We start from the raw sequence: 20079 nt of genomic DNA on the forward strand, positions 1-20079 counted from the left end.
CGTAGTTCGTAGGTTAAATTAGCGAAGCGTAATCGAACGTTCACGTTCATTAAGATGATGCCATAAAAATAATGCTCCCTCCTGTTACCAAAAAAGAGACCGACATATAGCCGGTCTCTATTTATTGCAACCCTTACACCTGCGGCGGGGTGCTTTCCGCGTTGGACATCACCGCATCCACCTCGGCCTGCTTCACGATGGGCTTTATCAATCTGACGACAACGGCGCCATGGTTAATACCAGCTTGCCGATATGACGGCCTGAATCCAGCAAATGGTGAGCGGCAGCGGCCTCATCCAGCGGGAAGGTCTGGTAAACCTGCGGTTTGACCTCGCCGCGTTCGATAAATGGCCAGACATGAGTTTGCAGTTGGGCAATCAGTTCGGCTTTTTCCTGAGGAGTACGCGAGCGCAGGGTAGAGCCGATATGGGTCAGCCGCTTTTGCAGCATGGGAAACAGATCCAGATTGGGGGCGGCGCCCGCAATAATGCCGATCTGGACTATGCGGCCATTGATGGCGGCCGCCGCATAGTTGCGCGCGACATACTCCCCGCCAATGATATCGAGAATGATGTCGGCGCCATGCCCATCGGTGGCGGCATGCACGACCTCGACAAAATCTTCCTCCTTGTAGAGTACGGCCACATCCGCGCCCAGCTTGATGCTGGCGGTCTGCTGCTCGGGTGAGCCGACCGTGGTGATGATTTTGGCGGCGCCAAATGCCTTGGCCAGCATGGTGGCTGTCGTGCCGATACCGGAGGCACCGCCATGGATCAAGATAATGTCCCCTTTTTTAAACTGACCCCGTTCAAACATATTTGACCAGACCGTCATAAAGGTTTCCGGCAGCGCCGCGGCTTCGACAAAGCTCAATCCGGGCGGCAGGGGCAGGACATTGCTCTGGTGGGCGACGCTGTACTCGGCATAGCCGCCACCCGAAATCAGCGCGGCGACCTTGTCGCCAACCTTGAGATGGGTAACCTGCTCCCCCTTGGCGACCACGACCCCGGCAACCTCCAGCCCGGGAATATCCGATGCTCCTGCCGGAGGCGGGTAGAGCCCCTTGCGCTGCATCACATCCGGCCCATTGATGCCGGTCGCATAGTGCCGGATCAAAACCTCATCGGGCTTGGGCGCCGGTGTGGCGCGGGTGGTCAGTTGCAAGACATCGGGGCCACCGGGCTGGGTAATTTCTACCGCGCTCATGGTGGCGGGAATGGAATAGGCGTTATGCATCAGCGGCTCCTTGTAACGAGGTGATATGAGGTTCCCCGGATGGGATGAGCACCAAGATAGTGGAGATTGCTGATGAATAAACGCAGTATTATCCCTCACCTGTAATGCAAAAATGCATTTCAACCGGGAGTCGTGATGAACTGGGATGATGCGAAAATTTTTCTGGCGTTGCATCGGGAAGGGAGCCTGAGGGGCGCCGCCCGTGTGGTCGGGGTCGATCAGGCCACCATTGGCAGGCGGATTGCCGCACTGGAGCATCGTCTGGCGGCCACGCTGTTTCTCCGCACATCCAAAGGGTATGTGCTGACTCATGTCGGAGAGATAGTGCTGGCCAGCGCCCAGCAGATGGAGCTGGCAGCCATTGATTTTGTGCGGGCGGCGCAAGGGGTCGACAACCGCCTGGTTGGGGAGGTCAGTGTGGCGACCACAGACACCCTGGGGATGGATTTTCTGATACCGGCCCTGACCGAGCTGCATCAGCGTTATCCCGATATCAGGGTCATCCTCAATACCTCGACCCAGGTGGTCAATCTGTCCCTGCGGGAAGCGGATATCGCGATCCGGACGGTGAAGCCGGACAATCCCGACCTGATTATTCGCAAGCTGGCCTCCTGGCCGGTCGGGTTGTATGCCTCCGCCGACTATCTGGCTCGCCATGGCATTCCCGAAGCGGGCACCGGTTTTGCGGGCCATTCGCTGGTGGTGTATGAGCCCCACTGGCAGAGCGCTCGCTCGCCAATGATGCTCGAAGAGGCGGCCGAGGGGGCCACGGTCGCCGCGGGGGTCAATACCAGCCTGATGCTGCGTCAGGCCCTGCTGATGGGGCTGGGGCTTGGCGAGGTGGCGGTTCCGCTTGCCGAGCAAGCCGGGTTGGTGCGGGTCTGGCCCGAGCGGCAGTTACAGCAATCCTACGATGTGTGGCTGGTGACCCATCAGGATGTGCAGCATGCCGCGCGGGTCAGGGCGGTCATGGATGCCATCGTCAGGGCATTTGCCGCGATGGCCTAAGTCTGGCGGGGATTCTGTTCAGGTTTTGTCGCAGCGCGGTCACACCTCTTGCCATCGTCATGGCGGTTGAGGGAAAACCCTCATTTACTTGGTCTCTGACAGTCAATACTGTGAGACCGAGTCCACCACTACTGGAGCCTGACCCATGACCGATATGCTTGTTGACGATAAACAACCGACCCCGGATCCGGCAGAGCAGAATGCTTTCTTTCCGTCGCCCTACTCCCTGAGCCAGTTCACCTCGCGCAAATCTGACCTTGCCGGGGCTGACTATCCCGCTCCCTATCGGGAGGGGCGCTGGAAGATCCTGCTGATCGGTGCCGATGAGCGTTATCTGCCCACCGACAACGGCACCCTGTTTTCCACCGGTAACCATCCGGTCGAAACCCTGCTGCCCATGTATCACCTCGACAAGGCGGGCTTTGCCTTTGACGTGGCCACCCTCTCCGGCAATCCGGTCAAGTTCGAGTGGTGGGCCATGCCCGGCGAAGACGAAGAGGTGCTGGGGCTCTATGGCAAATATCAGGCGCAGTTCCGCCAACCGGCCAAGCTGGCCGACCTGCTGAAACAGGCGCTGGCCGCCGACTCGGACTATATCGGCGTCTTTATTCCCGGCGGCCACGGCGCCCTGATGGGGCTGCCGGAGAGTGCCGAGGTGAAAGCGCTGCTGGAGTGGGCGATGGCCAACGATCGCTTCATCATCTCCCTCTGTCACGGGCCTGCTGCGCTGCTGGCGGTGGCCAATCCAGAGACCTTCGCGGGCTACAAGATCTGCGCTTTCCCCGATGAGCTGGATGCCCAGACCCCGGCAATTGGCTATATGCCTGGCCACCTTACCTGGAAGTTTGGCGAGAGGCTCAAAGAGATTGGCTTTGAGATCGTCAACAACGGCATCTCGGGAGAGGTGTGCCGGGATCGCAATCTGCTGACCGGTGACAGCCCGCTGGCGGGCAATAACCTCGGCAAGCTGGCTGCTACCACCTTGCTGGAGGCGGTTGCCAAGCGATGAGGTTGTCGTCATCGCCAGCGAATGCGCTGCAGGTCGCGGTGGCGCTGGAAGGGTGCCAGCGGCTGGAGGAGATCCAGCCGCTGGTGCGCGCTTTTGCCACCCCGCTGGGGTATCACCGCTTTGCGCTCTTCTCCATCAGTGCCAGCGAGGAGGGGGTGGTCGAGCATCTCTACTGGCTGGAGGGGAGTGGCTGGAGAGCGGCGAGGCGGTCGACCTGCATGCCTATATGCGCGAGTGCCCGATGGCGATGCATATCAGGGAGCGAGACCAGCCCTTCTTCTGGAGCAAAACGGTTGGTGCCGTTGGTGAGCAGTACCGTATCGTTCGCCAGCCTGAGGGGCCGGGCCGACATGGCTTGCAGGTACCCGTCTATGGGCCGTTGGGACTGGAAGGGGCGATGAGCTTTGGCGGCGATCAGATCGATGCCAGCTCCCACACTCGGGTTGGCCTTGCGCTGATCGCGGCGGCGGCTTTTCATGCAGCTCGTCGGCTGATGGAGATGCCGGTAGCGGGTCACGAGCGTGGCCTCACTGGGCGCGAGCGCGAAGTGCTGGAGTGGGTCTCCCGGGGTTGGCGCCATGCCGATATCGCCACCACCCTGAAACTCTCGGTGCGCACGGTCGAGAACCATCTGCGCAGTGCTCTCCGTCGACTCGGTGTAGCCACCACGGCAGAGGCGGTCAGAGTGGCGATCAGGAACCGCGATATTGAGGGCTGAGGGGCTACCCCTTTGTCTGGCATGTAAAAAGAGACCGGCATATAGCCGGTCTTTTTTTTATTTCCGCAACCTTTACGCCTGCGGCGGGGTGCTTTCCGCGTTGGACATCACCGCATCAATTTGCACCAGGGCGCCAGCGGGCAGCTCACTGACCCCGAATACGGTGCGGGCAGGCAGATAACCCGGGAAGTATTTGGTGTAGATGGCGTTGACCGCATCCAGATCCGCGATATTGGCGAGCTGGATATTCACCTTGACGATATCGTCCATCACATGGCCGATGCTCTCCACAATCGCCTTGATATTGCTCAGGCACTGGGCGGTCTGCTCCTTGATGCAGCCAGCCAGGATCTTGCTGGTTGCGGGGTCAATCGGCAGTTGGGCAGAGAGATGATTGTAGTGGGAGAAGGCGACGGTCTGGGTGTGCAAGGGGCTGCGCGGTGCCTTGTCGGTATTGCGGGCGCGGATCACCAGATTGTGACGGTCTTCCACCAGTTGCGGCGGGGTGCCGTCACCGTGGGAGATGACCGCATCCATCTGCACCCGTGCCCCCATGGGCAGGGCGGCGGCACTGACCACCGAGCGGGCAGGCAGGTAGGCCACGGCGCGGGCAATGGCAGAGTCGGGGAAGAAGGTGGTGTAGACCTCGTTGACGGCCTCCAGATCGGCCAGATCGGTCAGATAGACGGTGACCTTGACGATATCGTCAAACGGCACGTCGATGCTCTCCAGCACCGCCTTGATATTGCGCAGGCACTGGCCCGCCTGCTCCTTGATGCCACCAGCAACCAGCTGGCCCGAGGCTGCATCCACCGGCAGCTGGGCGCCGATATTGTTGTAGTGGGAGAAGGCCACGGTATGGGTGGAGAGCGGATTGTGCGGCGCCTTGTCACTGTTGCGGGCGAGCTTCACCAGCGGGCAAGGATCTTGCGGGAAGGTGCCTTCGCCGTTGGAGATGATGGCATCAATCTGCACCAGCGCACCCAGCGGCAGGGCGGCGACGGCGAGGGTGGTGCGGGTCGGCAGATAGCCCGGGAAGAATTCGCGATAGACGGCGTTGACCGCCTCCAGATCCGCCATCTCTTTCAGGAAGATGGTCGCTTTCACCATATCGTCCATCACATGGCCGATGCTCTCGATGATCGCCTTGAGGTTGCTCAGGCACTGTCTGGCCTGCGCGGTGACATCGCCGCTTACCATCTTGCCGGTGGCGGGATCGACCGGCAGCTGGGCGGAGATATTGTTGTAATGAGAAAACGCCACCGTTTGGGTGCAGGGGCCCAGATCCTGGGGTGCATGGGGGGTATTTCTTGCCGACTTGATGATGGTGCCACTCATAGATATGCCTCTTTTTAATATTTGTTGTTCATTCAGGTACAGGTTTACCCCATCTCGTTGTGCGCCATGGCCACTGCGCCAGCGGCGGCATCCCCGGTTATTATTTGTGATCCACTCAATTACTGAGAGCAATAAGGGAGGAGAGGACAGGGTAGATATTTCAGACGCTGCGATTCTATGAGTGGCTATCAGGGGTTGCAAACCGCTGATTGCATTTCTATGAGATGGCTCAATGGGTGCAAATTTAATGTGATTGCTATTCAATTCATGCTGAATAGTCACCTGTTTGTCCGCCAATGGCCATGCATCGAGCAATAGTCCAGTCCGGGCGGGGGTTGGGGCAGATACCTTGGCAGTGAAGGAGTGTAAAGAAAGGGTTAATGCGATGCATCAAGCTGCCATCAAACTATTTTATTGTGCATAGATATGTACTTTATGTTTTTTTAGTCATCTATCTTGCCGCGCAAAAATATGTTAGCAGACATTACTGTAACAGTAGTTAAAGATGTGGCTGGAATATAATTCAAATATTTGCATGGGGGATGCTTGTTAATTATCGGTAGGCTGACGGTTGGCCAAGACTCGGAGCGTTTTTATCTTTTTATGTATCTGGTGAAATATGCGTGACACAGCCCAGTGGTCCCATATCGAGGTGACCAGGGTTGGCAATATATCGGCTGACCGGGTGCGGCATGGTCAAGAGAGGATGACGTTGGCTCGACGCAGCGCTATGGATCGGGCTCTCTGCGCCGGTTGTAGTCTACAGCCTGCCAGGGATGAAAGGGTCGCGGGCGAGGCCAGCTGCCGTGGCATGGTTGTCTGCGGGATTGTTAACAAAAATGTGAACGAGATCACCGGATGGACAAGGGTTTAAGGCTGGAAATGGAGCAGAAAGGAGTAGAATGGCACTTTATTTTTGAGGGTCATTCGATGCCCAACTATCACTTTTTCACGCTGGGCCAGGCGCTTACCTATCTCGATGCCAATGCCCCGCGCTATAGCGATGAGCGTCGTCAACTGGTTGAGCAGGGATTTGCCGCCATGGCGGCCCCCATCTTTGCAGATACGCCGGTTGAAGCACTGGCGTTGTTGCGCCAGCATCAGGCATGGAAGGAGGAAGCCATGGTCGATGCACTCTCCTTGACAGTTGCCACTGGGCCGACGCTCGTCTCCTGTTTGCAGGAGAACCCTTTATCCGCGAGTTGAACAGCATCATGGCACCATCGAGGTGGCGCCATGTTGCCGCTGTCCGCTTGCGATCTACCTCTGGTGCAGTTCGCCTTCCATTACCAGTAGAGTATCCATCCCTGCCGCCTTGCCAGCCTCAAGCCCGATCCGGGTATCTTCAAACACCAGACAGTTGGCGGGATTGGCGCCGAGCAGCTCGGCCACCCGCAAGAAGGTGTCGGGATGCGGTTTGTGGTTGGTGACATCATCGGCGCTGACCACCACAGAGATATAGGCATCGAGCCCGGTGCTTTTGAGGATGGAGTCCGCCTGATTGCGCGGTGAGCCGGTGCCAATCCCCATCTTGACCTTGCCGTGATAGTGCCTGACCAGCTCCCACATCTTGGGAAAGACGCTGACCTTGTCGATATGTTCCATATAGAGGGCAATCTTGCGACGGGTAAAAGCCTCGACATCCACCGTCAGCCCCTGCTGCTCGGCCAGCATGGCGATGATCTTGCGGGTGGGAATGCCGCCGTACTGATAGAGCTGATCCCGCTCGAAGGGGATGCCGAATTCGGCGCAGGTAAGCTCCCAGGCATCCAGATGGAGGGGCATGGAATCTACCAAAGTGCCATCCATATCGAAAATCAGGGCATCGTAGTGATCAAACCCGTACTGCTCACGCTCGCTCATGGGGGCTCCTCGAATCAAATAGGGCAGGCTAGCAGAAACGGTCGGCGTTTTGTGGGATCGGCCTCATGGTTGGGCAGATTGTGGCCGCCGTTTTTTCTATCTCTTGCTGATTTGTGAGACAATAATCCGTTCATTGCCGGATACTTTGGCATATCAGATCTGCGAGTCCGCTTATGACCTCGAAAATGTCCCCCAAAACCATCTTCTCCAGTGTGGCGCTTGTGATCGCGCTCGGTTCACTGGAAAAGAGCATCGTCACTACCCCGCTGCCCATGATTGGCGCCGAGCTGCATGCCGGTGCCGCCCTCACCTGGGTGGTCACCGCCTACCTGCTGGCGGCCACCGCCGTGCTGCCCCTCTATGGCAAGCTGAGCGATCTCTTTGGTCGGGTGCGGATGCTCAATATCGGCATCGGCCTGTTTCTGGCGGGCTCGGTGGCCTGTGCTCTTTCCCAGGATCTGCAGACCCTGCTGGCAGCGCGGGTGCTGCAAGGGCTGGGGGGCGGCGGTCTGATTGCCCTCGCGTTTACCGTGATTGCCGATACCATTCCGCCGCGGGAGGTGGGCAAATATCAGGGCTACATTTCGGCGGTCTATGCGGTCTCCAGTATCGCTGGCCCCTTGCTCGGCGGCTACTTCACCGAGCAGCTCAGCTGGCGCTGGATCTTCTGGATCAATCTGCCGCTCGGGGCGCTGGCAGTCTTTCTCATCAACCGCAACCTCAAGCAGCTCAACGTGCGTCGCCACAGTCGCTTCGACTGGAAGGGGGCGGGTCTGCTGATTACCGTCACCACGCTCACCCTGTTGCTGCTCTCGCCGGAAGCGGCGCTGCCCGCCGTCTGGCTTTCGGCGGCGCTGGGCGTTGCATTGCTGCTGCTGATTCTGATTGAACGGCGCGCCCACGACCCCATATTGCCCGCCCATCTGGCCCGGTTGCCCGGCTATCTGGTGAGTGTGCTGCTGGTGATGCTCTCCCAGTTGCTGATGTTTGCCGTGCTGGTCTATCTGCCGTTGCAGATGCAGTGGCAGAAGGGGATGAGCGCCAGCGAGAGCGGCGCCATCATGGTCATCTTCATGATCTGCATCACCGCTGGGGCCTTTGTCGGCGGCAAGCTGATTGGCCGTACCGGTCACTACAAGAGCTTTGTCGCGGTGGGCTTTGGCCTCGCGGCAGTGGCTCTGTGGCAGATCCACTTCGATGCCTGGGTCAGACTGGCGCTCGGGTTTGCCGGTATTGGTCTCGGTCTGGTGCTGCCCGCCCTCTCGGTGGTGGTGCAGAATGCCCTGCCGCGGCAGGATCGCGGCATCGGCATGTCGCTGTTCAACTTCGGGCGGGAGCTCGGCGGTGCCGTCGGCGTGGCTATCTGCTCCATGCTGTTCCACTTGCGCCTGCCTGCTGGCAGCGGTGGCGATCTGAGCCGGCTCGCCCCCGATCTGCTGGCCCCGGGCTTCAGCGCGACCTATATCGGCATGGCACTGATCGCCACGCTGGCGCTGCTCATCACCCTGCTGGCGTTGAAGCGCCATGAGCTGGCCTCTATCAGCGCCTGATTTGACCTGCGCCGACATAGGCTCACCATAGCTAGCATCAGGGCTCCCCGCGGGGAGCCCTGATTGTTATTTGGCGAATAGAGTGGCTGTTGCCATCAAGCCATTCTCAGGTTACTCCTGCGCCGGACTCTCCTTGCCCGCCAGCTGGCTCAGCCAGGCGAAGCGGCGATTGGCCTCCTGCTCTGCCTCTTGATAGAGCTGGCTGGCCACCTCCGGCAGCTGGCGCTCCAGCCGCTGGAAGCGGGGCTCATGGCGCAAGGTCTCGGCCAGCGAGGCATTGGGTGCCCGCGAGTCGAGTGCCAGCGGCAACTTGCCCTCGTCAGCGCGGCGCGGATCGAAGCTGTAGAGAGGCCAGAAACCGGTGGCAGTCAGCTGTTTCATCTGCTCGTGGCTCTCGGCCATGTCGTAGCCATGCTCCTCGCAGGGGCTGTAGGCGATGATGAGCGACGGCCCCGGGTAGGCTTCCGCCTCCTGAATCGCCTTCACGGTCTGGTTCATCTGGGCACCGAGGGAGATCTGCGCCACATAGACGTGACCATACATCATCACGCTGGCCCCGAGATCCTTGCGCCCCTTGCGCTTGCCCTGCTCGCCAAACTTGGTAATGGCACCGAGTGGCGTCGCCTTCGACTGCTGGCCGCCGGTGTTGGAGTAGCACTGGGTGTCGAGTACCAGCACATTGATGTTCTCCCCCAGACTCAGCACATGGTCGAGCCCGCCAAAGCCGATGTCGTAGGCCCAGCCATCGCCGCCGATGAGCCAGACCGATTTTTCCACCAGATAGTCTGCATCGCGAGCCAGCTCTTGGGCTGCCGGGGTCTGGCTCTCCTGCAGAAGCGCTCGCAACTGCTGGATATGGGCCCGCTGCTCGGAAACCGGCAGGGTGGCATCGCCGAGCGCCTCGCGCAGCGCTGCCGGTATGGTGTCGCCCAGGCTCGCCAGCAGACGGCGCACCCGCTCCCTGTGCTGATCGACGGTAAGACGGAAGCCCAGTCCGAACTCGGCGTTGTCTTCAAACAACGAGTTGGCCCAGGCCGGCCCACGCCCGTCGGCGTTGGTGGTGTAGGGGGTGGTAGGCAGGTTGCCACCATAAATGGACGAGCAGCCGGTGGCGTTGGCAATCAGCAGCCGATCGCCATAGAGCTGGGTCAACAGCTTGATATAGGGGGTCTCGCCACAGCCGGAGCAGGCGCCCGAGTATTCAAACAGCGGCGAGATAAGCTGGGAGGTGCGGATGTCGATGCGCTCCAGCTGCTCGGCGCTGCGCTCTGGCAGGTCGAGGAAGAAGTCGTAGTTGGCCTTCTGCTCGTCGAGGTGATCGAGGCGCGAAGCCATATTGATCGCCTTGCGATCCGGGTTGCTGCGATCCCTGGCCGGGCACACCTCAACGCAGAGATTGCAGCCGGTGCAATCCTCCGGCGCCACCTGCAGCACGTACTGCTGGCCGCGCATGTCACGGGATTTCACATCCAGCGCATCCAGGGTAGCGGGAGCAGCGGCCAGTGCATCCGGTTCTACCACCTTGGCGCGAATGGCCGAGTGGGGACAGGCGGCGACGCAGTAGTTGCACTGGGTACAGAGCTCCGCTTCCCAGATGGGGATCTCCTTGGCGATGTTGCGCTTCTCCCAGCGGGTAGTACCGACCGGCCAGGTGCCATCCGGCGGGAAGGCGGAGACCGGCAGGCTGTCACCCAGCCCCGCCAGCATGGCGGCGGTGACGGTCTGGACAAAGTCGGGGGCCTTGGCCGAAACCACCGGTGGGCGCGGGCGGCTGGCAGGATCCAGCTCGCCAAGTTGCACCCTGGTCAGTGCGGCGCAGGTTGCCTCCAGAGCCTGCCAGTTGCGTTCGACCAGCGCTTGTCCCTTGCTGCCATAGCTGGTGGCGATGGCCTGCTTCAGCAGGCTGGTCGCCTCTGCGGGGGGAATGATGGCGCTGAGCTGAAAGAAGGCCATCTGCATCACGGTATTGATGCGGTTGCCGAGCTGGCAGTCGCGGGCAATTTTGGCGGCGTTGATGATGTAGAAGCGCGCCTCTTTCTCGCGCAGGGCATGCTGCACCTCGCTGGGGAGACGTTGCCAGATATCCGCTTCGCTGTAGGGGGTGTTGAGCAGGAAGATGCCGCCCGCTTTCAAGCGCTCCGCCATCCGGTACTTGTCGACAAACTGCCACTGATGGCAGCCGATAAAGTCCGCCTCTTCCACCAGATAGGCCGATTGGAGCGGCCGCTCGCCCACCCGCAGGTGAGAGACGGTGAGGCCGCCCGCCTTCTTGGAGTCGTAGACGAAATAGCCCTGCGGATAGAGGTCGGTGTGGTTGCCGAGGATCTTGATGCTGTTCTTGGCCGCCGAGACGGTGCCGTCGCTGCCAAGGCCGTAGAAGAGCGCCTCCAGCTTGTGTTGCTGGCCGTGGATGGGGCTTTGCGAATCCAGCGCGGGCAGCGGTAGCGAGAGACCTGTGATGTCATCGAAGATGCCGACGGTAAAGCGTGGACGCGGGTTCTCTTGCGCCAGTTCGGCAAACACCGCCAGCGCGCAGGCGGGGCCGAACTCTTTGGAGGAGAGGCCATAGCGACCGCCGATAACCCGCGGCAGGCTTGCCCGCTCGCCCCGGCTGACAGCTTCGGCCAGCGCTGTCATCACGTCGAGATAGAGGGGCTCGGCCTGTGCGCCCGGCTCCTTGGTGCGATCCAGCACGGCGATGGCGCGGGCACTCTCGGGAATCACGGCCAGCAGGTGCTCGGCCGAGAAGGGGCGGAACAGCCGCACCTTCACCTGCCCCACCTTCTCCCCTTGGGCAAGCAGGCGCTCGATCACCTCTTCACAGGTGCCGATGGCCGAGCCCATCAGCACCACAATCCGCTCCGCCTGCGGGTGGCCGACATATTCAAACGGCCGGTAGTGGCGGCCGGTCTGCTCGCCAAAAGCCTGCATTGCCTCGCTCACATGGCCATAGGCGGCGTCATACCAGGGGTTGCTCGCCTCCCGGCACTGGAAGTAGGTGTCCGGGTTGGCGGCGGTGCCGCGAATGACCGGTTTGTCGGGGGTGAGCGCCCGGTCACGATGGGCACGGATGGCATCTGCGGGCAGCAGGGCGCGCAGGGTGTCGTCAGCGAGCGGCGCTATCTTGGCGATCTCGTGAGAGGTACGAAAGGCGTCGAAGAAGTGGATAAAGGGGAGGCGGCTGTTGAGGCTCGCTATCTGGGAGATCAGGGCAAAGTCCTGCGCCTCCTGCACATTGCTGGCACAGAGCATGGCACAGCCGGTCTGGCGCACCGCCATCACGTCCGAGTGATCGCCAAAGATCGATAGCGCATGGGTCGCCACGGTGCGCGCCGCCACATGCAGCACGAAGGGAATGAGCTGACCCGCCAGCTTGTAGAGGTTGGGGATCATCAGCAGCAACCCCTGCGACGAGGTAAACGAGGTCGCCAGCGCGCCGGTCTGCAGGGCGCCGTGGACGGCGGCGATGGCCCCCCCTTCCGACTGCATCTCGACAACCCGGGGCACATCCCCCCACAGGTTCTTGCCCCGTTCGCTCGACCAGGCCGACGACTGCTCAGCCATGGCCGAGCTGGGGGTGATGGGGTAGATGGCGATGACTTCGCTGGTGCGGTACGCCACCGAGGCGACTGCGTTATTCCCGTCTGTGGTGATCATGTGTTTTCCACTTTGCTATGCCAGTTTGAAAGCCGATAGTTGCATCGGCAATGGATAGGTCGCAGGCATAGTAAGAGGGGCAATGAGAGCGTATCAAACGGGATAAATAATCAATTAATAAGTCAGTAATAGTGGTTAATTTAATCCCGCTGCGTGGGTGCATGATTTTCTGCTGACAGCCAACGGGAGGTGGCTGATGGGCCATTGACATGGCCCGTCAGCACGTGGTTAACCCTGATCCACTCGCAGCCAGATGGCGCACTGATAAGGGGCGAAGAGCTGCAGCGGTTCGCTTGGGTAATTGGCCAGCAGCAATCGCATCTCGTCTGCCACCTTGTCGAAGTGGGGCATCGGCAAGGGGGTCGCCGTGAGATTGGCGAGCAGCAGCAGGGTGTGCCGCTCTCCGCTGGCCGGATCCTGCCAGTGGCGGCGATAGCTGATGCGCTCGGGATCATCCCCATCCAGCAGTTCGAAATTGCCGTGGCGAACGACAGGGTGAGCCTTGCGCAAGGCGATGAGTTGGCGATAGCAGTGAAACGGCGAGTCGGGGCGGATCAACTGCTCGGCTGCATTGATTGCAACGTGGTTGGCGTTGAGGGCAATCCAGGGTGTGGTGGCGCTGAAACCGGCGTGGGGGCCGGCGTCCCACTGCATCGGGGTACGGGCGTTGTCGCGGCCGATGGCATCGAGCCGCCGACTCAGCTCGGCAGGATCCAGCCCTGACTGGCTGGCGCGGTAGTTGAGCGCCTCCACATCGCGCAGCTCGCCCGGCTGCCAGTGGCGGTTGGTCATGGCGAGCTCCTCCCCTTGATAGATGAAAGGAGTACCCTGCATCATGTGCAGCACCATAGCCCACAGGTTGGCGCTGGTTTCACGCCACTCTGGCCTGTCATCGCCAAAGCGGGAGATGGCGCGGGGCAGGTCGTGGTTGCCGAGAAACAGGCTGTTCCAGCCCTGACCGTGCAGCCCTTGCTGGTGGCGGGCCATGGCTCGTTTGAAGGCGAGGGGATCGAAGCGGGATGACCACTTGTCACTGCCGAGCCCCAGATGCTCGAAGTTGAACACCATGCTGAACTCGCTGCCGTCGTGGTTCGAATAGTTCTGCATATGGGCGAGATCGGCTCCCCAGGTTTCCCCTACCGTGATGATCCCTTTGCCGCCGAAGCTCGCGGCATTGAGCTCGCGGATATAGTCGTGCAGGCGCGGGCCATTGCTCATGGCCAGTCGGTCCCACTCCTTGCTCACCATATCGATCACATCGAAGCGAAATCCCTTGATCCCTTTGCCCAGCCAGAAGTTGATCACCTCTGCCATCTCGGCGCGCACCGCCGGGTTGTCCCAGTCCAGATCGGCCTGACTGGGATCGAAGTTGTGCAGATAGTAGCGATCAAGCGATGGCACATATTGCCAGCCGCTGCCGCCAAAAATCGAGGTAATGGGGTGAGCATCGACAAAGGCTTGATCCCGGAATACGTAATAACCCTGATAACGGGGATCCCCGGCCAGTGCCTTCATAAACCACTCGTGCTCGGTGGAGGTGTGGTTGGCGACGATATCCATCATGATGCCGATGCCGTGGGCGGCCGCTTCGGCTATCAGCTGCTCCATCTCGGTCAGGGTGCCGAAGGCGGGGTCGATGGCACGGTAGTCCGCCACGTCATAGCCGTTGTCCCGCTTGGGGGAGCGATAGATGGGGGTGAGCCACAGCATATCGACCCCGAGGGTGGCCAGATAATCGAGGCGCTGACGGATGCCGTTGATATCGCCCATGCCGTCGCCATCGCTGTCCTGAAAACTCATGGGGTAGATCTGGTAGATGACACAGCTATCGAGGTCGATATCGGGCGTATGGCGGGGTTGCGGGTTCATCAGCTTGGCCGGTTGGGGGAAGAGATTTTCTATCTTACCCAGATGGGCGGGCACTCAACAGGGCAGGGGAAACCTTGAAAAGGGTTCCATAGTTAGCTGATTGCCAAAAGTGAGGGAAGGGTCACAAAGGTGCCATCCCGGGCCACGGCTATGGTCGGGATAGCACGGTACTTAGCGCTGATACTCTGCAGGAATACAGGTTATTGAGCAGCCTTGGCCTGCTCGCTGCGCTGCTCCTGCTGACGCTCGGTCTGGGCTTCCAGCTCCTTACCGAGGAAGTAGTTCAGGAAGGTGCGGATCACCGCGATGATGGCGAGGCGGATCAGCTCCTCCTTGCTCGGTGCGACCGTGGTGGCCAGGATGTCGGCGGCGAGCTGGAACTCCAGCGCCAGAATGAGCCAACTGCCAAAGCAGAGACGAATACGCGGAAAACCGGGCTGGTGATCCCGCACTCTTGCCGCCAGCCAGAGGGTCTTGCCAAGCCCTATCACCACACAGGCGATGGAGATGATCTCCAGCAGCAGCTGGAACAGCTCGACCCCGTGCATCATCCCCTCTTTCAGGCTCGCTATCTCAAACACTCGGGTCACCTCCATGATTCAAAAGAGGACACTATTAACACATCGCTCGGCAATGGCCAAATCCGGCTCAGGCAATCAGTTTGAATTCAATCACATAGAGCGGCGGCAGATCGGGGTAGATATCGCGGATCACCTGTTTGAGTTCGGGGAGGGTCATGTTCTCCTGACGGGCGTGCTCCTCATTCAGTTCATCGAAGGCGACCGCCTTGACCGAGAGCACCTCTATGGTGCCAAAGGGCTGGTGCTCCGGGTTGGTGAACAGCGCCAGACGTTGGCCGGGCTGCCAGTTGGCCTCGCTCTCGTCGCGGATGGTGATGGTCTTGCGGCCCGCCTGAATATCGGCAACGAAGCGGCTGAAGAAGGTGAATTCGGGATAGGAATGAGCAGACATGGTGACTCCTGACTGGGTGAATCGAAATGAGGTGAATGGAAATCAAAGATCGAGATAGGCGCGCAGCCTGGCCAGATCGGCGATAACGGGGCCGTCACTGCTGTCGGCAATTATGCCCTGTTCGACCAGCTCCTTGAGGGCGCGGCGGTAAACCCGCTCGGTGGTGCCGAAGCGCGCCGCCTCATGGGCCCGCTTGCGCGATCCCAGCATGGGGGTGCGCTGGCGCTCACGCCATAGCTCATAGGCGATGTTGTAGGCGATGGGGTGGAGCAGCCGGCTGGTGGTGATCTCCAGGGTGTCGAGATAGTCGCTGGCAAGCGCGGCGGCAAAGAACAGGGTCAGCTCGGGTTCGGCCAGCAGGCGCTGGGCCAGCTTGTTGGCGCAGATGACTCGGGCATCCAGCTCGGTCTCGGCCACCACGTTCCACTGTACCGGGGTTGCGCTGAAGAACTCCATCTCGCCGAAGATTTGGCTGTGGCACTCAATTTCGCCAAGCTGGAAGCGGCGGCCAGAGTGTACCGTGCTGTTGAGGGAGACCCGGCCATGTTCGACCAGATAGAGCTGCTCGCTCTGCTCCCCCTGCCGCATGATCAATTCGCCCGGCAGGTAGCGGCGCAGAAACAGGGTGCAGGCGTCGAGAGCCGCGGCAAAGCGGGGTTCAAGCTGCTGGAGTTCGGCGTGAAAACGGCCGAGGGGATAGGGCTGTTGCTGCATGACTTGCCTGTCGCACCGGATGACGAGGGCCATGAGGCTAGCAAGAGTGCGGGTCGGATACCAGCCCGCACGGTAGCGGATGTGCCGCAGTTAACGGTTTGCTGTTTATTGCACCAACGCGTGGAGGGCTGCTGCGATGGCGTTTCGCTCGCCGTTCATCATCGCCTGTTCGGCGCTGGCGTAATCCGCCACCCCTTGTTGCACATCCTGCTCGAACAGCACTACGTTGCAGAGCACGGCTGCAACCCGCACCTTGCGCAGGCGACCCACGGTCAGCAGGGCTGCGGTCTCCATGTCAGCGCCGAGCACGCCACGGGCATGCCAGTAGCGGCACACCTCCTGCTCATCATCTCGATAGAAGCTGTCGTGGGAGCGTACCAGCCCGTGCCAATGAGGCTGGCTGCCGGTTGCCACATGGTTGAGCAAGGCGGCCTGCAGCCAGATATCGGCGCAGGCGGGGTACTCGGCGGGCAGATAGGCCTGCGAGGCGCCCTCATTGCGTACCGCCCCTTCCACCACGATAAGGTCGCCAAGGCCGATGTCGTGTTGCAGGGCACCGGCGGAGCCGACCCGAATGAGCGAGTGGGCACCGGCTTGCACCAGCTCCTCCAGCGCTATGATGGCCGAGGAGCCGCCAATGCCGGTGCTGCAGACCGTGATGGGCAGCCCCTGATAGCGGCCGTTGATGAGGCGAAACTCCCGGTTTTGCCCCAGCACTTCACACTGTTCGAGCTGGCTGGCGATGCGATCGACCCGGGCCGGGTCGCCGCACAGTACCACCCGCTCGGCAATCTGGTCGGGGCGGCACTGGAGATGGGGTAACAGACTCATGGCTTACAGACCTTGTGGCTGGCGCTTGGCGGCAATCACCCAGAGGCGAGTGCCGTTGGCGGCGATAAACAGCAGGATCAGATACTCCAGCGACATGGCGTAAACGCCCTGCGCGGCATAGACACCGATGCTGATGATGTTGATGACGACCCAGAGGATCCAGTTCTCCACGTATTTGCGGGTCATCAGGATCTGGGCTACGACCGAGAGCACCGTCATGCTGGCATCCCAGAACGGGAAGGCATCAGGGGAGGGCTCGGGGGTAGCAAGGTTGGCACCAAACAGGTTGAGCAGGGAGACCGAGGTGCGTGCCAGGGTGGCGAAGACCGGGTCGATATAGCGGGTCAGCAGAGCGATGGCCAGCACGCTCACGGCGGCGGTCATTATCAGCTTGGATTTGCTGAGCCAGCGGATCTGCAGGGTATCCCCCTGATCGTTGGCCGGGCGGGTCCAGGCGTACCAGCCGTAGACGTTGGCGCAGAAGAAGAACAGCTGCAGCATCAACAGTCCGTAGAGCTGGATCTGGAAGAAGATGATGGCAAACAGGCTGACGTTGATCAGGCCAAACAGGTAGTTGATGGTCTTCTCCTGACTGGCGAACCAGATACAGGCCAGCCCGAACAGGGTGCCGATGGCTTCAATCCATGACATGGCATAGCCGCCACCCAGCGGTATGGTCACTAGGGTGTTATTGATGCTGAACAGCTCGAATATGCTCATTTTCTGATCCTTGGACATGAGGGTTAGTATGCGAGGGCGCCATTCTAAGGGGTGAGGGGGAGGAGGGGCAGGACTTTTGTCCGCCCCGGGCTTGGCCCATATCAAAGAAATCGCCGCTGGTGCCCAGTTATTCCTGCAGTGATGGGTTATGGGGCCCCGGCGGGCCGGACTTTATTGATATGTAACAAGATGATAGCGCCATGGCTGTGGTCTGATAGAGTCCACTCTCCGGGAGGAGAATCACGTGATAAAAGGAGGTTGTATTGAATTCCGAGCTTGTCTGGGTGCTCTGTCTGCTGGCTGGCGCCATCTATCTCTTTATGACCAACAAGGTTCGCATGGACGTGGTCGCCCTGTTGATCATTATCCTCTTTGTGCTGAGCGGCACCCTCACCCTGCCGGAGGCGCTGGCGGGCTTTAGCGATCCCAACGTCATTCTGATTGCCGCCCTGTTTGTGGTGGGGGAGGGGCTGGTGCGCACCGGCATCGCCTATCAGGTGGGGGATGCATTGGTGAAGGTGGCGGGTAGCAGCGAGACCAAGCTGCTGGTGCTGCTGATGGTGGCGGTGGCGAGTCTGGGAGCTGTGATGAGCAGCACCGGGGTGGTCGCCATCTTTATCCCGGTGGTGCTGAGTGTGGCGAACCGGATGGGGATCCCGGCCGGTCGCCTGATGATGCCCCTCGGCTTTGCCGGGCTGATCAGCGGCATGATGACGCTGGTGGCCACGCCCCCCAACATGGTGGTCAACAGCGAGCTGATGCGCCACGGCATACATGGTTTCGGGTTTTTCGATTTCACCCCCATGGGCGTGCTGATCCTGGGGCTGGGCATCCTCTACATGTTGCTAGTGCGCGGCTCCTTGGTGGGTGAAGGGGAAGAGGGCAAAGGCAAGCCGACCGGGCGCCGCACCCTGCGCGATCTGATCCGAGACTACCGGCTGGCCGGCCGTGCTCGTCGTCTGGCGCTGCGGCCTGACTCCCCGCTGATTGGCCATACCCTGGATGAGCTGCAACTGCGTGCCCGTTATGGTGCCCACGTCATCGGGGTGGAGCGCTGGCGCAAGTTTCGCCGGGTGATGGTGCCGGTGTCCGGGATCAGTGAGTTCCAGGCCAAGGATGTGCTGCTGATCGACATGTCAGACCCTGAGGTGGATGTGCGGGCGTTTTGCACCGAGGCGCGGCTTGAACCCATGATCCTGCGCGGGGAGTATTTCTCCGATCAGGCGCGGGAGGTAGGGATGGCCGAGGTGTCGCTGATCCCTGAGTCCAAGCTGCTGGGTAAAAGCGTGCGTGAGGTGACCTTCCGCTCCAGCTATGGCCTGAGCGTGGTGGGGCTGCGCCGCGACGGTGAGGCACTGGCAGGCAAGCTGGTGGATGAGCCGCTGCAGATGGGCGACACCCTGCTGGTGGTAGGGAACTGGAGCCACATCAGACAATTGCAGACCCATAGCCGCGACTTTTTGCTGATGGGGCTGCCCGCCGAAGTGGACGAGATGGCCCCCGCCCGCAGTCAGGCCATTCATGCCCTCTTCTGTCTTGGAGTGATGATCCTGCTGATGGTGACCGATCCGGTGCCCAACGTGATTGCCGCGCTGATCGCCTGTCTGCTGATGGGCAAGTTTCGCTGCATCGATATGGAGAGTGCCTACAAGTCGATCCACTGGCCGACCCTGATCCTCATCGTCGGTATGCTCCCCTTTGCGCTGGCGCTGCAAAAAACCGGCGGGGTGGATCTGATCGTCGGTGGTCTGATCAATGCGGTAGGGGAGATGGGGCCAAGGGTAATGCTGGCCAGCCTGTTTGCCCTATGCGCGGTGATCGGGCTCTTTATCTCCAACACCGCCACCGCTGTGCTGATGGCGCCCATTGCGCTGGGTACGGCCCAGCAGATGGGGGTATCGCCCTATCCGTTTGCCATGACCATTGCCATTGCCGCCTCGGCCGCTTTTATGACGCCGGTCTCGTCACCGGTGAATACCCTGGTACTGGGGCCGGGCAACTACAAGTTTGCCGATTTTATCCGTATCGGGGTGCCATTCACCCTGTTGGTGATGGCGGTCAGCGTGGTAGCGATCCCCTGGTTCTTCCCGTTCTGATAACCGGGATGATGAATCTGTGCACCAGCGGCCTGCGGGCCGCTTTTTTGTGGCCGGGAGACAAGAGTGGCAAGGCGTGCTCGGAATCAGTGAAGAGTGAGATGGACGGGAATTAACGTGGAGATGGGTTAATAGAGGAGCGAGAGAAAAACTGGGGAGAGGCAAATTTCAGATACAAAAAAACCAGCATGAGCTGGTCTGTTTGGTACTGCTATTAATGGTGCGGAAGGAGAGACTCGAACTCTCACGCCTAGGGCGCCAGAACCTAAATCTGGTGCGTCTACCAATTTCGCCACTTCCGCAATATTAATGGTGGCTATGACGGGATTCGAACCTGTGACCCCCGCATTATGAGTGCGATGCTCTAACCAACTGAGCTACATAGCCGTTTGTTATCGACCACAGATGTGGAAGAGAACAGAAAAATGGCTGGGGTACTAGGATTCGAACCTAGGGATGGCGAGATCAAAACCCGCTGCCTTACCGCTTGGCGATACC

The 20079-nt window shown here is 60.4% G+C and carries 16 protein-coding genes and 2 tRNA genes; 6 read left to right on the forward strand and 12 right to left on the reverse strand.

Features of this window, described 5'->3' with window-relative positions:
- Positions 1 to 207 precede the first annotated feature (207 nt).
- Entirely contained in the window at positions 208 to 1236 is a 1029-nt protein-coding gene (locus tag G5182_RS12200; RefSeq protein WP_376888696.1) for an NAD(P)H-quinone oxidoreductase, read from the reverse strand.
- Positions 1237 to 1371: 135 nt separating this feature from the next.
- On the opposite strand from G5182_RS12200, the gene G5182_RS12205 reads away from it, so the two are divergent.
- The 3 genes from G5182_RS12205 (at position 1372) to G5182_RS12215 (ending at position 3971) form a co-directional block, all read left to right on the forward strand.
- Positions 1372 to 2244, forward strand: a complete 873-nt coding sequence (locus G5182_RS12205; protein WP_042055160.1) for a LysR family transcriptional regulator — start codon at positions 1372 to 1374, stop codon at positions 2242 to 2244.
- A 145-nt stretch (positions 2245 to 2389) separates the two neighbouring features.
- Positions 2390 to 3253 (forward strand): glyoxalase III HchA, encoded by an 864-nt coding sequence (gene hchA, locus G5182_RS12210; RefSeq protein WP_323969944.1) that lies wholly within the window; start codon positions 2390 to 2392, stop codon positions 3251 to 3253.
- A gap of 241 nt (positions 3254 to 3494) precedes the next feature.
- Positions 3495 to 3971: a LuxR C-terminal-related transcriptional regulator gene (locus G5182_RS12215; RefSeq protein ID WP_421254413.1), complete on the forward strand. Its 477-nt coding sequence runs from the start codon at positions 3495 to 3497 to the stop codon at positions 3969 to 3971.
- 72 nt (positions 3972 to 4043) lie between these two features.
- Here G5182_RS12215 and G5182_RS12220 read toward each other — a convergent pair whose 3' ends face one another.
- The gene (locus tag G5182_RS12220) at positions 4044 to 5309 is read right to left on the reverse strand and encodes a RidA family protein (protein WP_421172809.1); all 1266 of its coding nucleotides are present in this window, start codon (positions 5307 to 5309) and stop codon (positions 4044 to 4046) included.
- An 858-nt stretch (positions 5310 to 6167) separates the two neighbouring features.
- Between G5182_RS12220 and G5182_RS12225 the strand changes: the two genes are divergently transcribed.
- Positions 6168 to 6515: a hypothetical protein gene (locus G5182_RS12225; RefSeq protein WP_254204217.1), complete on the forward strand. Its 348-nt coding sequence runs from the start codon at positions 6168 to 6170 to the stop codon at positions 6513 to 6515.
- A 54-nt stretch (positions 6516 to 6569) separates the two neighbouring features.
- On the opposite strand, the gene G5182_RS12230 is transcribed toward G5182_RS12225, so the two are convergent.
- Positions 6570 to 7172 (reverse strand): HAD family hydrolase, encoded by a 603-nt coding sequence (locus G5182_RS12230; protein ID WP_421172810.1) that lies wholly within the window; start codon positions 7170 to 7172, stop codon positions 6570 to 6572.
- A gap of 185 nt (positions 7173 to 7357) precedes the next feature.
- Here G5182_RS12230 and G5182_RS12235 point away from each other — a divergent pair, with 185 nt between their 5' ends.
- Positions 7358 to 8722: an MDR family MFS transporter gene (locus tag G5182_RS12235; protein ID WP_421251986.1), complete on the forward strand. Its 1365-nt coding sequence runs from the start codon at positions 7358 to 7360 to the stop codon at positions 8720 to 8722.
- A gap of 111 nt (positions 8723 to 8833) precedes the next feature.
- On the opposite strand, the gene nifJ is transcribed toward G5182_RS12235, so the two are convergent.
- The 7 genes from nifJ to pnuC form a co-directional block, all read right to left on the reverse strand.
- Positions 8834 to 12379: a pyruvate:ferredoxin (flavodoxin) oxidoreductase gene (nifJ, locus tag G5182_RS12240; RefSeq protein ID WP_421254414.1), complete on the reverse strand. Its 3546-nt coding sequence runs from the start codon at positions 12377 to 12379 to the stop codon at positions 8834 to 8836.
- A 228-nt stretch (positions 12380 to 12607) separates the two neighbouring features.
- Positions 12608 to 14248 (reverse strand): alpha-glucosidase, encoded by a 1641-nt coding sequence (locus tag G5182_RS12245; protein ID WP_421254415.1) that lies wholly within the window; start codon positions 14246 to 14248, stop codon positions 12608 to 12610.
- A gap of 200 nt (positions 14249 to 14448) precedes the next feature.
- Positions 14449 to 14829 carry a DUF1622 domain-containing protein gene (locus G5182_RS12250; RefSeq protein WP_127005888.1) on the reverse strand — a complete coding sequence of 127 codons (381 nt, stop codon included), beginning with the start codon at positions 14827 to 14829 and terminating at the stop codon, positions 14449 to 14451.
- A 67-nt stretch (positions 14830 to 14896) separates the two neighbouring features.
- Positions 14897 to 15220 (reverse strand): N(4)-acetylcytidine aminohydrolase, encoded by a 324-nt coding sequence (gene yqfB, locus G5182_RS12255; protein WP_421249701.1) that lies wholly within the window; start codon positions 15218 to 15220, stop codon positions 14897 to 14899.
- 42 nt (positions 15221 to 15262) lie between these two features.
- Positions 15263 to 15934 (reverse strand): Crp/Fnr family transcriptional regulator, encoded by a 672-nt coding sequence (locus tag G5182_RS12260; protein ID WP_047437937.1) that lies wholly within the window; start codon positions 15932 to 15934, stop codon positions 15263 to 15265.
- Between the two features lie 105 nt (positions 15935 to 16039).
- Positions 16040 to 16765 carry a nucleoside phosphorylase gene (locus G5182_RS12265; RefSeq protein WP_421254416.1) on the reverse strand — a complete coding sequence of 242 codons (726 nt, stop codon included), beginning with the start codon at positions 16763 to 16765 and terminating at the stop codon, positions 16040 to 16042.
- 3 nt (positions 16766 to 16768) lie between these two features.
- Positions 16769 to 17485, reverse strand: a complete 717-nt coding sequence (gene pnuC, locus G5182_RS12270) for a nicotinamide riboside transporter PnuC (RefSeq protein ID WP_139721009.1) — start codon at positions 17483 to 17485, stop codon at positions 16769 to 16771.
- Positions 17486 to 17748: 263 nt separating this feature from the next.
- Here pnuC and G5182_RS12275 point away from each other — a divergent pair, with 263 nt between their 5' ends.
- Positions 17749 to 19581, forward strand: a complete 1833-nt coding sequence (locus G5182_RS12275; protein WP_040066935.1) for an SLC13 family permease — start codon at positions 17749 to 17751, stop codon at positions 19579 to 19581.
- A gap of 218 nt (positions 19582 to 19799) precedes the next feature.
- Here the strand turns inward: G5182_RS12275 and G5182_RS12280 are convergent.
- A tRNA-Leu gene (locus tag G5182_RS12280) sits at positions 19800 to 19883 on the reverse strand.
- Positions 19884 to 19891: 8 nt separating this feature from the next.
- Positions 19892 to 19968 (reverse strand) — tRNA-Met (locus G5182_RS12285).
- Positions 19969 to 20079 lie beyond the last annotated feature (111 nt).

The organism is Aeromonas sp. 600948, from assembly GCF_049174875.1.
GTDB lineage: Bacteria > Pseudomonadota > Gammaproteobacteria > Enterobacterales > Aeromonadaceae > Aeromonas > Aeromonas veronii_A.

Bases quoted from the DNA above. Each gene is read 5' to 3' on its own strand.
- G5182_RS12220 (WP_421172809.1), bottom strand. From the start codon at position 5,309: ATGAGTGGCACCATCATCAAGTCGGCAAGAAATACCCCCCATGCACCC.
- G5182_RS12260 (WP_047437937.1), bottom strand. From the start codon at position 15,934: ATGCAGCAACAGCCCTATCCCCTCGGCCGTTTTCACGCCGAACTCCAG.
- nifJ (WP_421254414.1), bottom strand. From the start codon at position 12,379: ATGATCACCACAGACGGGAATAACGCAGTCGCCTCGGTGGCGTACCGC.
- G5182_RS12200 (WP_376888696.1), bottom strand. From the start codon at position 1,236: ATGCATAACGCCTATTCCATTCCCGCCACCATGAGCGCGGTAGAAATT.
- G5182_RS12230 (WP_421172810.1), bottom strand. From the start codon at position 7,172: ATGAGCGAGCGTGAGCAGTACGGGTTTGATCACTACGATGCCCTGATT.
- G5182_RS12245 (WP_421254415.1), bottom strand. From the start codon at position 14,248: ATGAACCCGCAACCCCGCCATACGCCCGATATCGACCTCGATAGCTGT.
- pnuC (WP_139721009.1), bottom strand. From the start codon at position 17,485: ATGAGCATATTCGAGCTGTTCAGCATCAATAACACCCTAGTGACCATA.
- G5182_RS12235 (WP_421251986.1), top strand. From the start codon at position 7,358: ATGTCCCCCAAAACCATCTTCTCCAGTGTGGCGCTTGTGATCGCGCTC.
- yqfB (WP_421249701.1), bottom strand. From the start codon at position 15,220: ATGTCTGCTCATTCCTATCCCGAATTCACCTTCTTCAGCCGCTTCGTT.
- G5182_RS12205 (WP_042055160.1), top strand. From the start codon at position 1,372: ATGAACTGGGATGATGCGAAAATTTTTCTGGCGTTGCATCGGGAAGGG.
- G5182_RS12215 (WP_421254413.1), top strand. From the start codon at position 3,495: ATGGCGATGCATATCAGGGAGCGAGACCAGCCCTTCTTCTGGAGCAAA.
- hchA (WP_323969944.1), top strand. From the start codon at position 2,390: ATGACCGATATGCTTGTTGACGATAAACAACCGACCCCGGATCCGGCA.
- G5182_RS12225 (WP_254204217.1), top strand. From the start codon at position 6,168: ATGGACAAGGGTTTAAGGCTGGAAATGGAGCAGAAAGGAGTAGAATGG.
- G5182_RS12265 (WP_421254416.1), bottom strand. From the start codon at position 16,765: ATGAGTCTGTTACCCCATCTCCAGTGCCGCCCCGACCAGATTGCCGAG.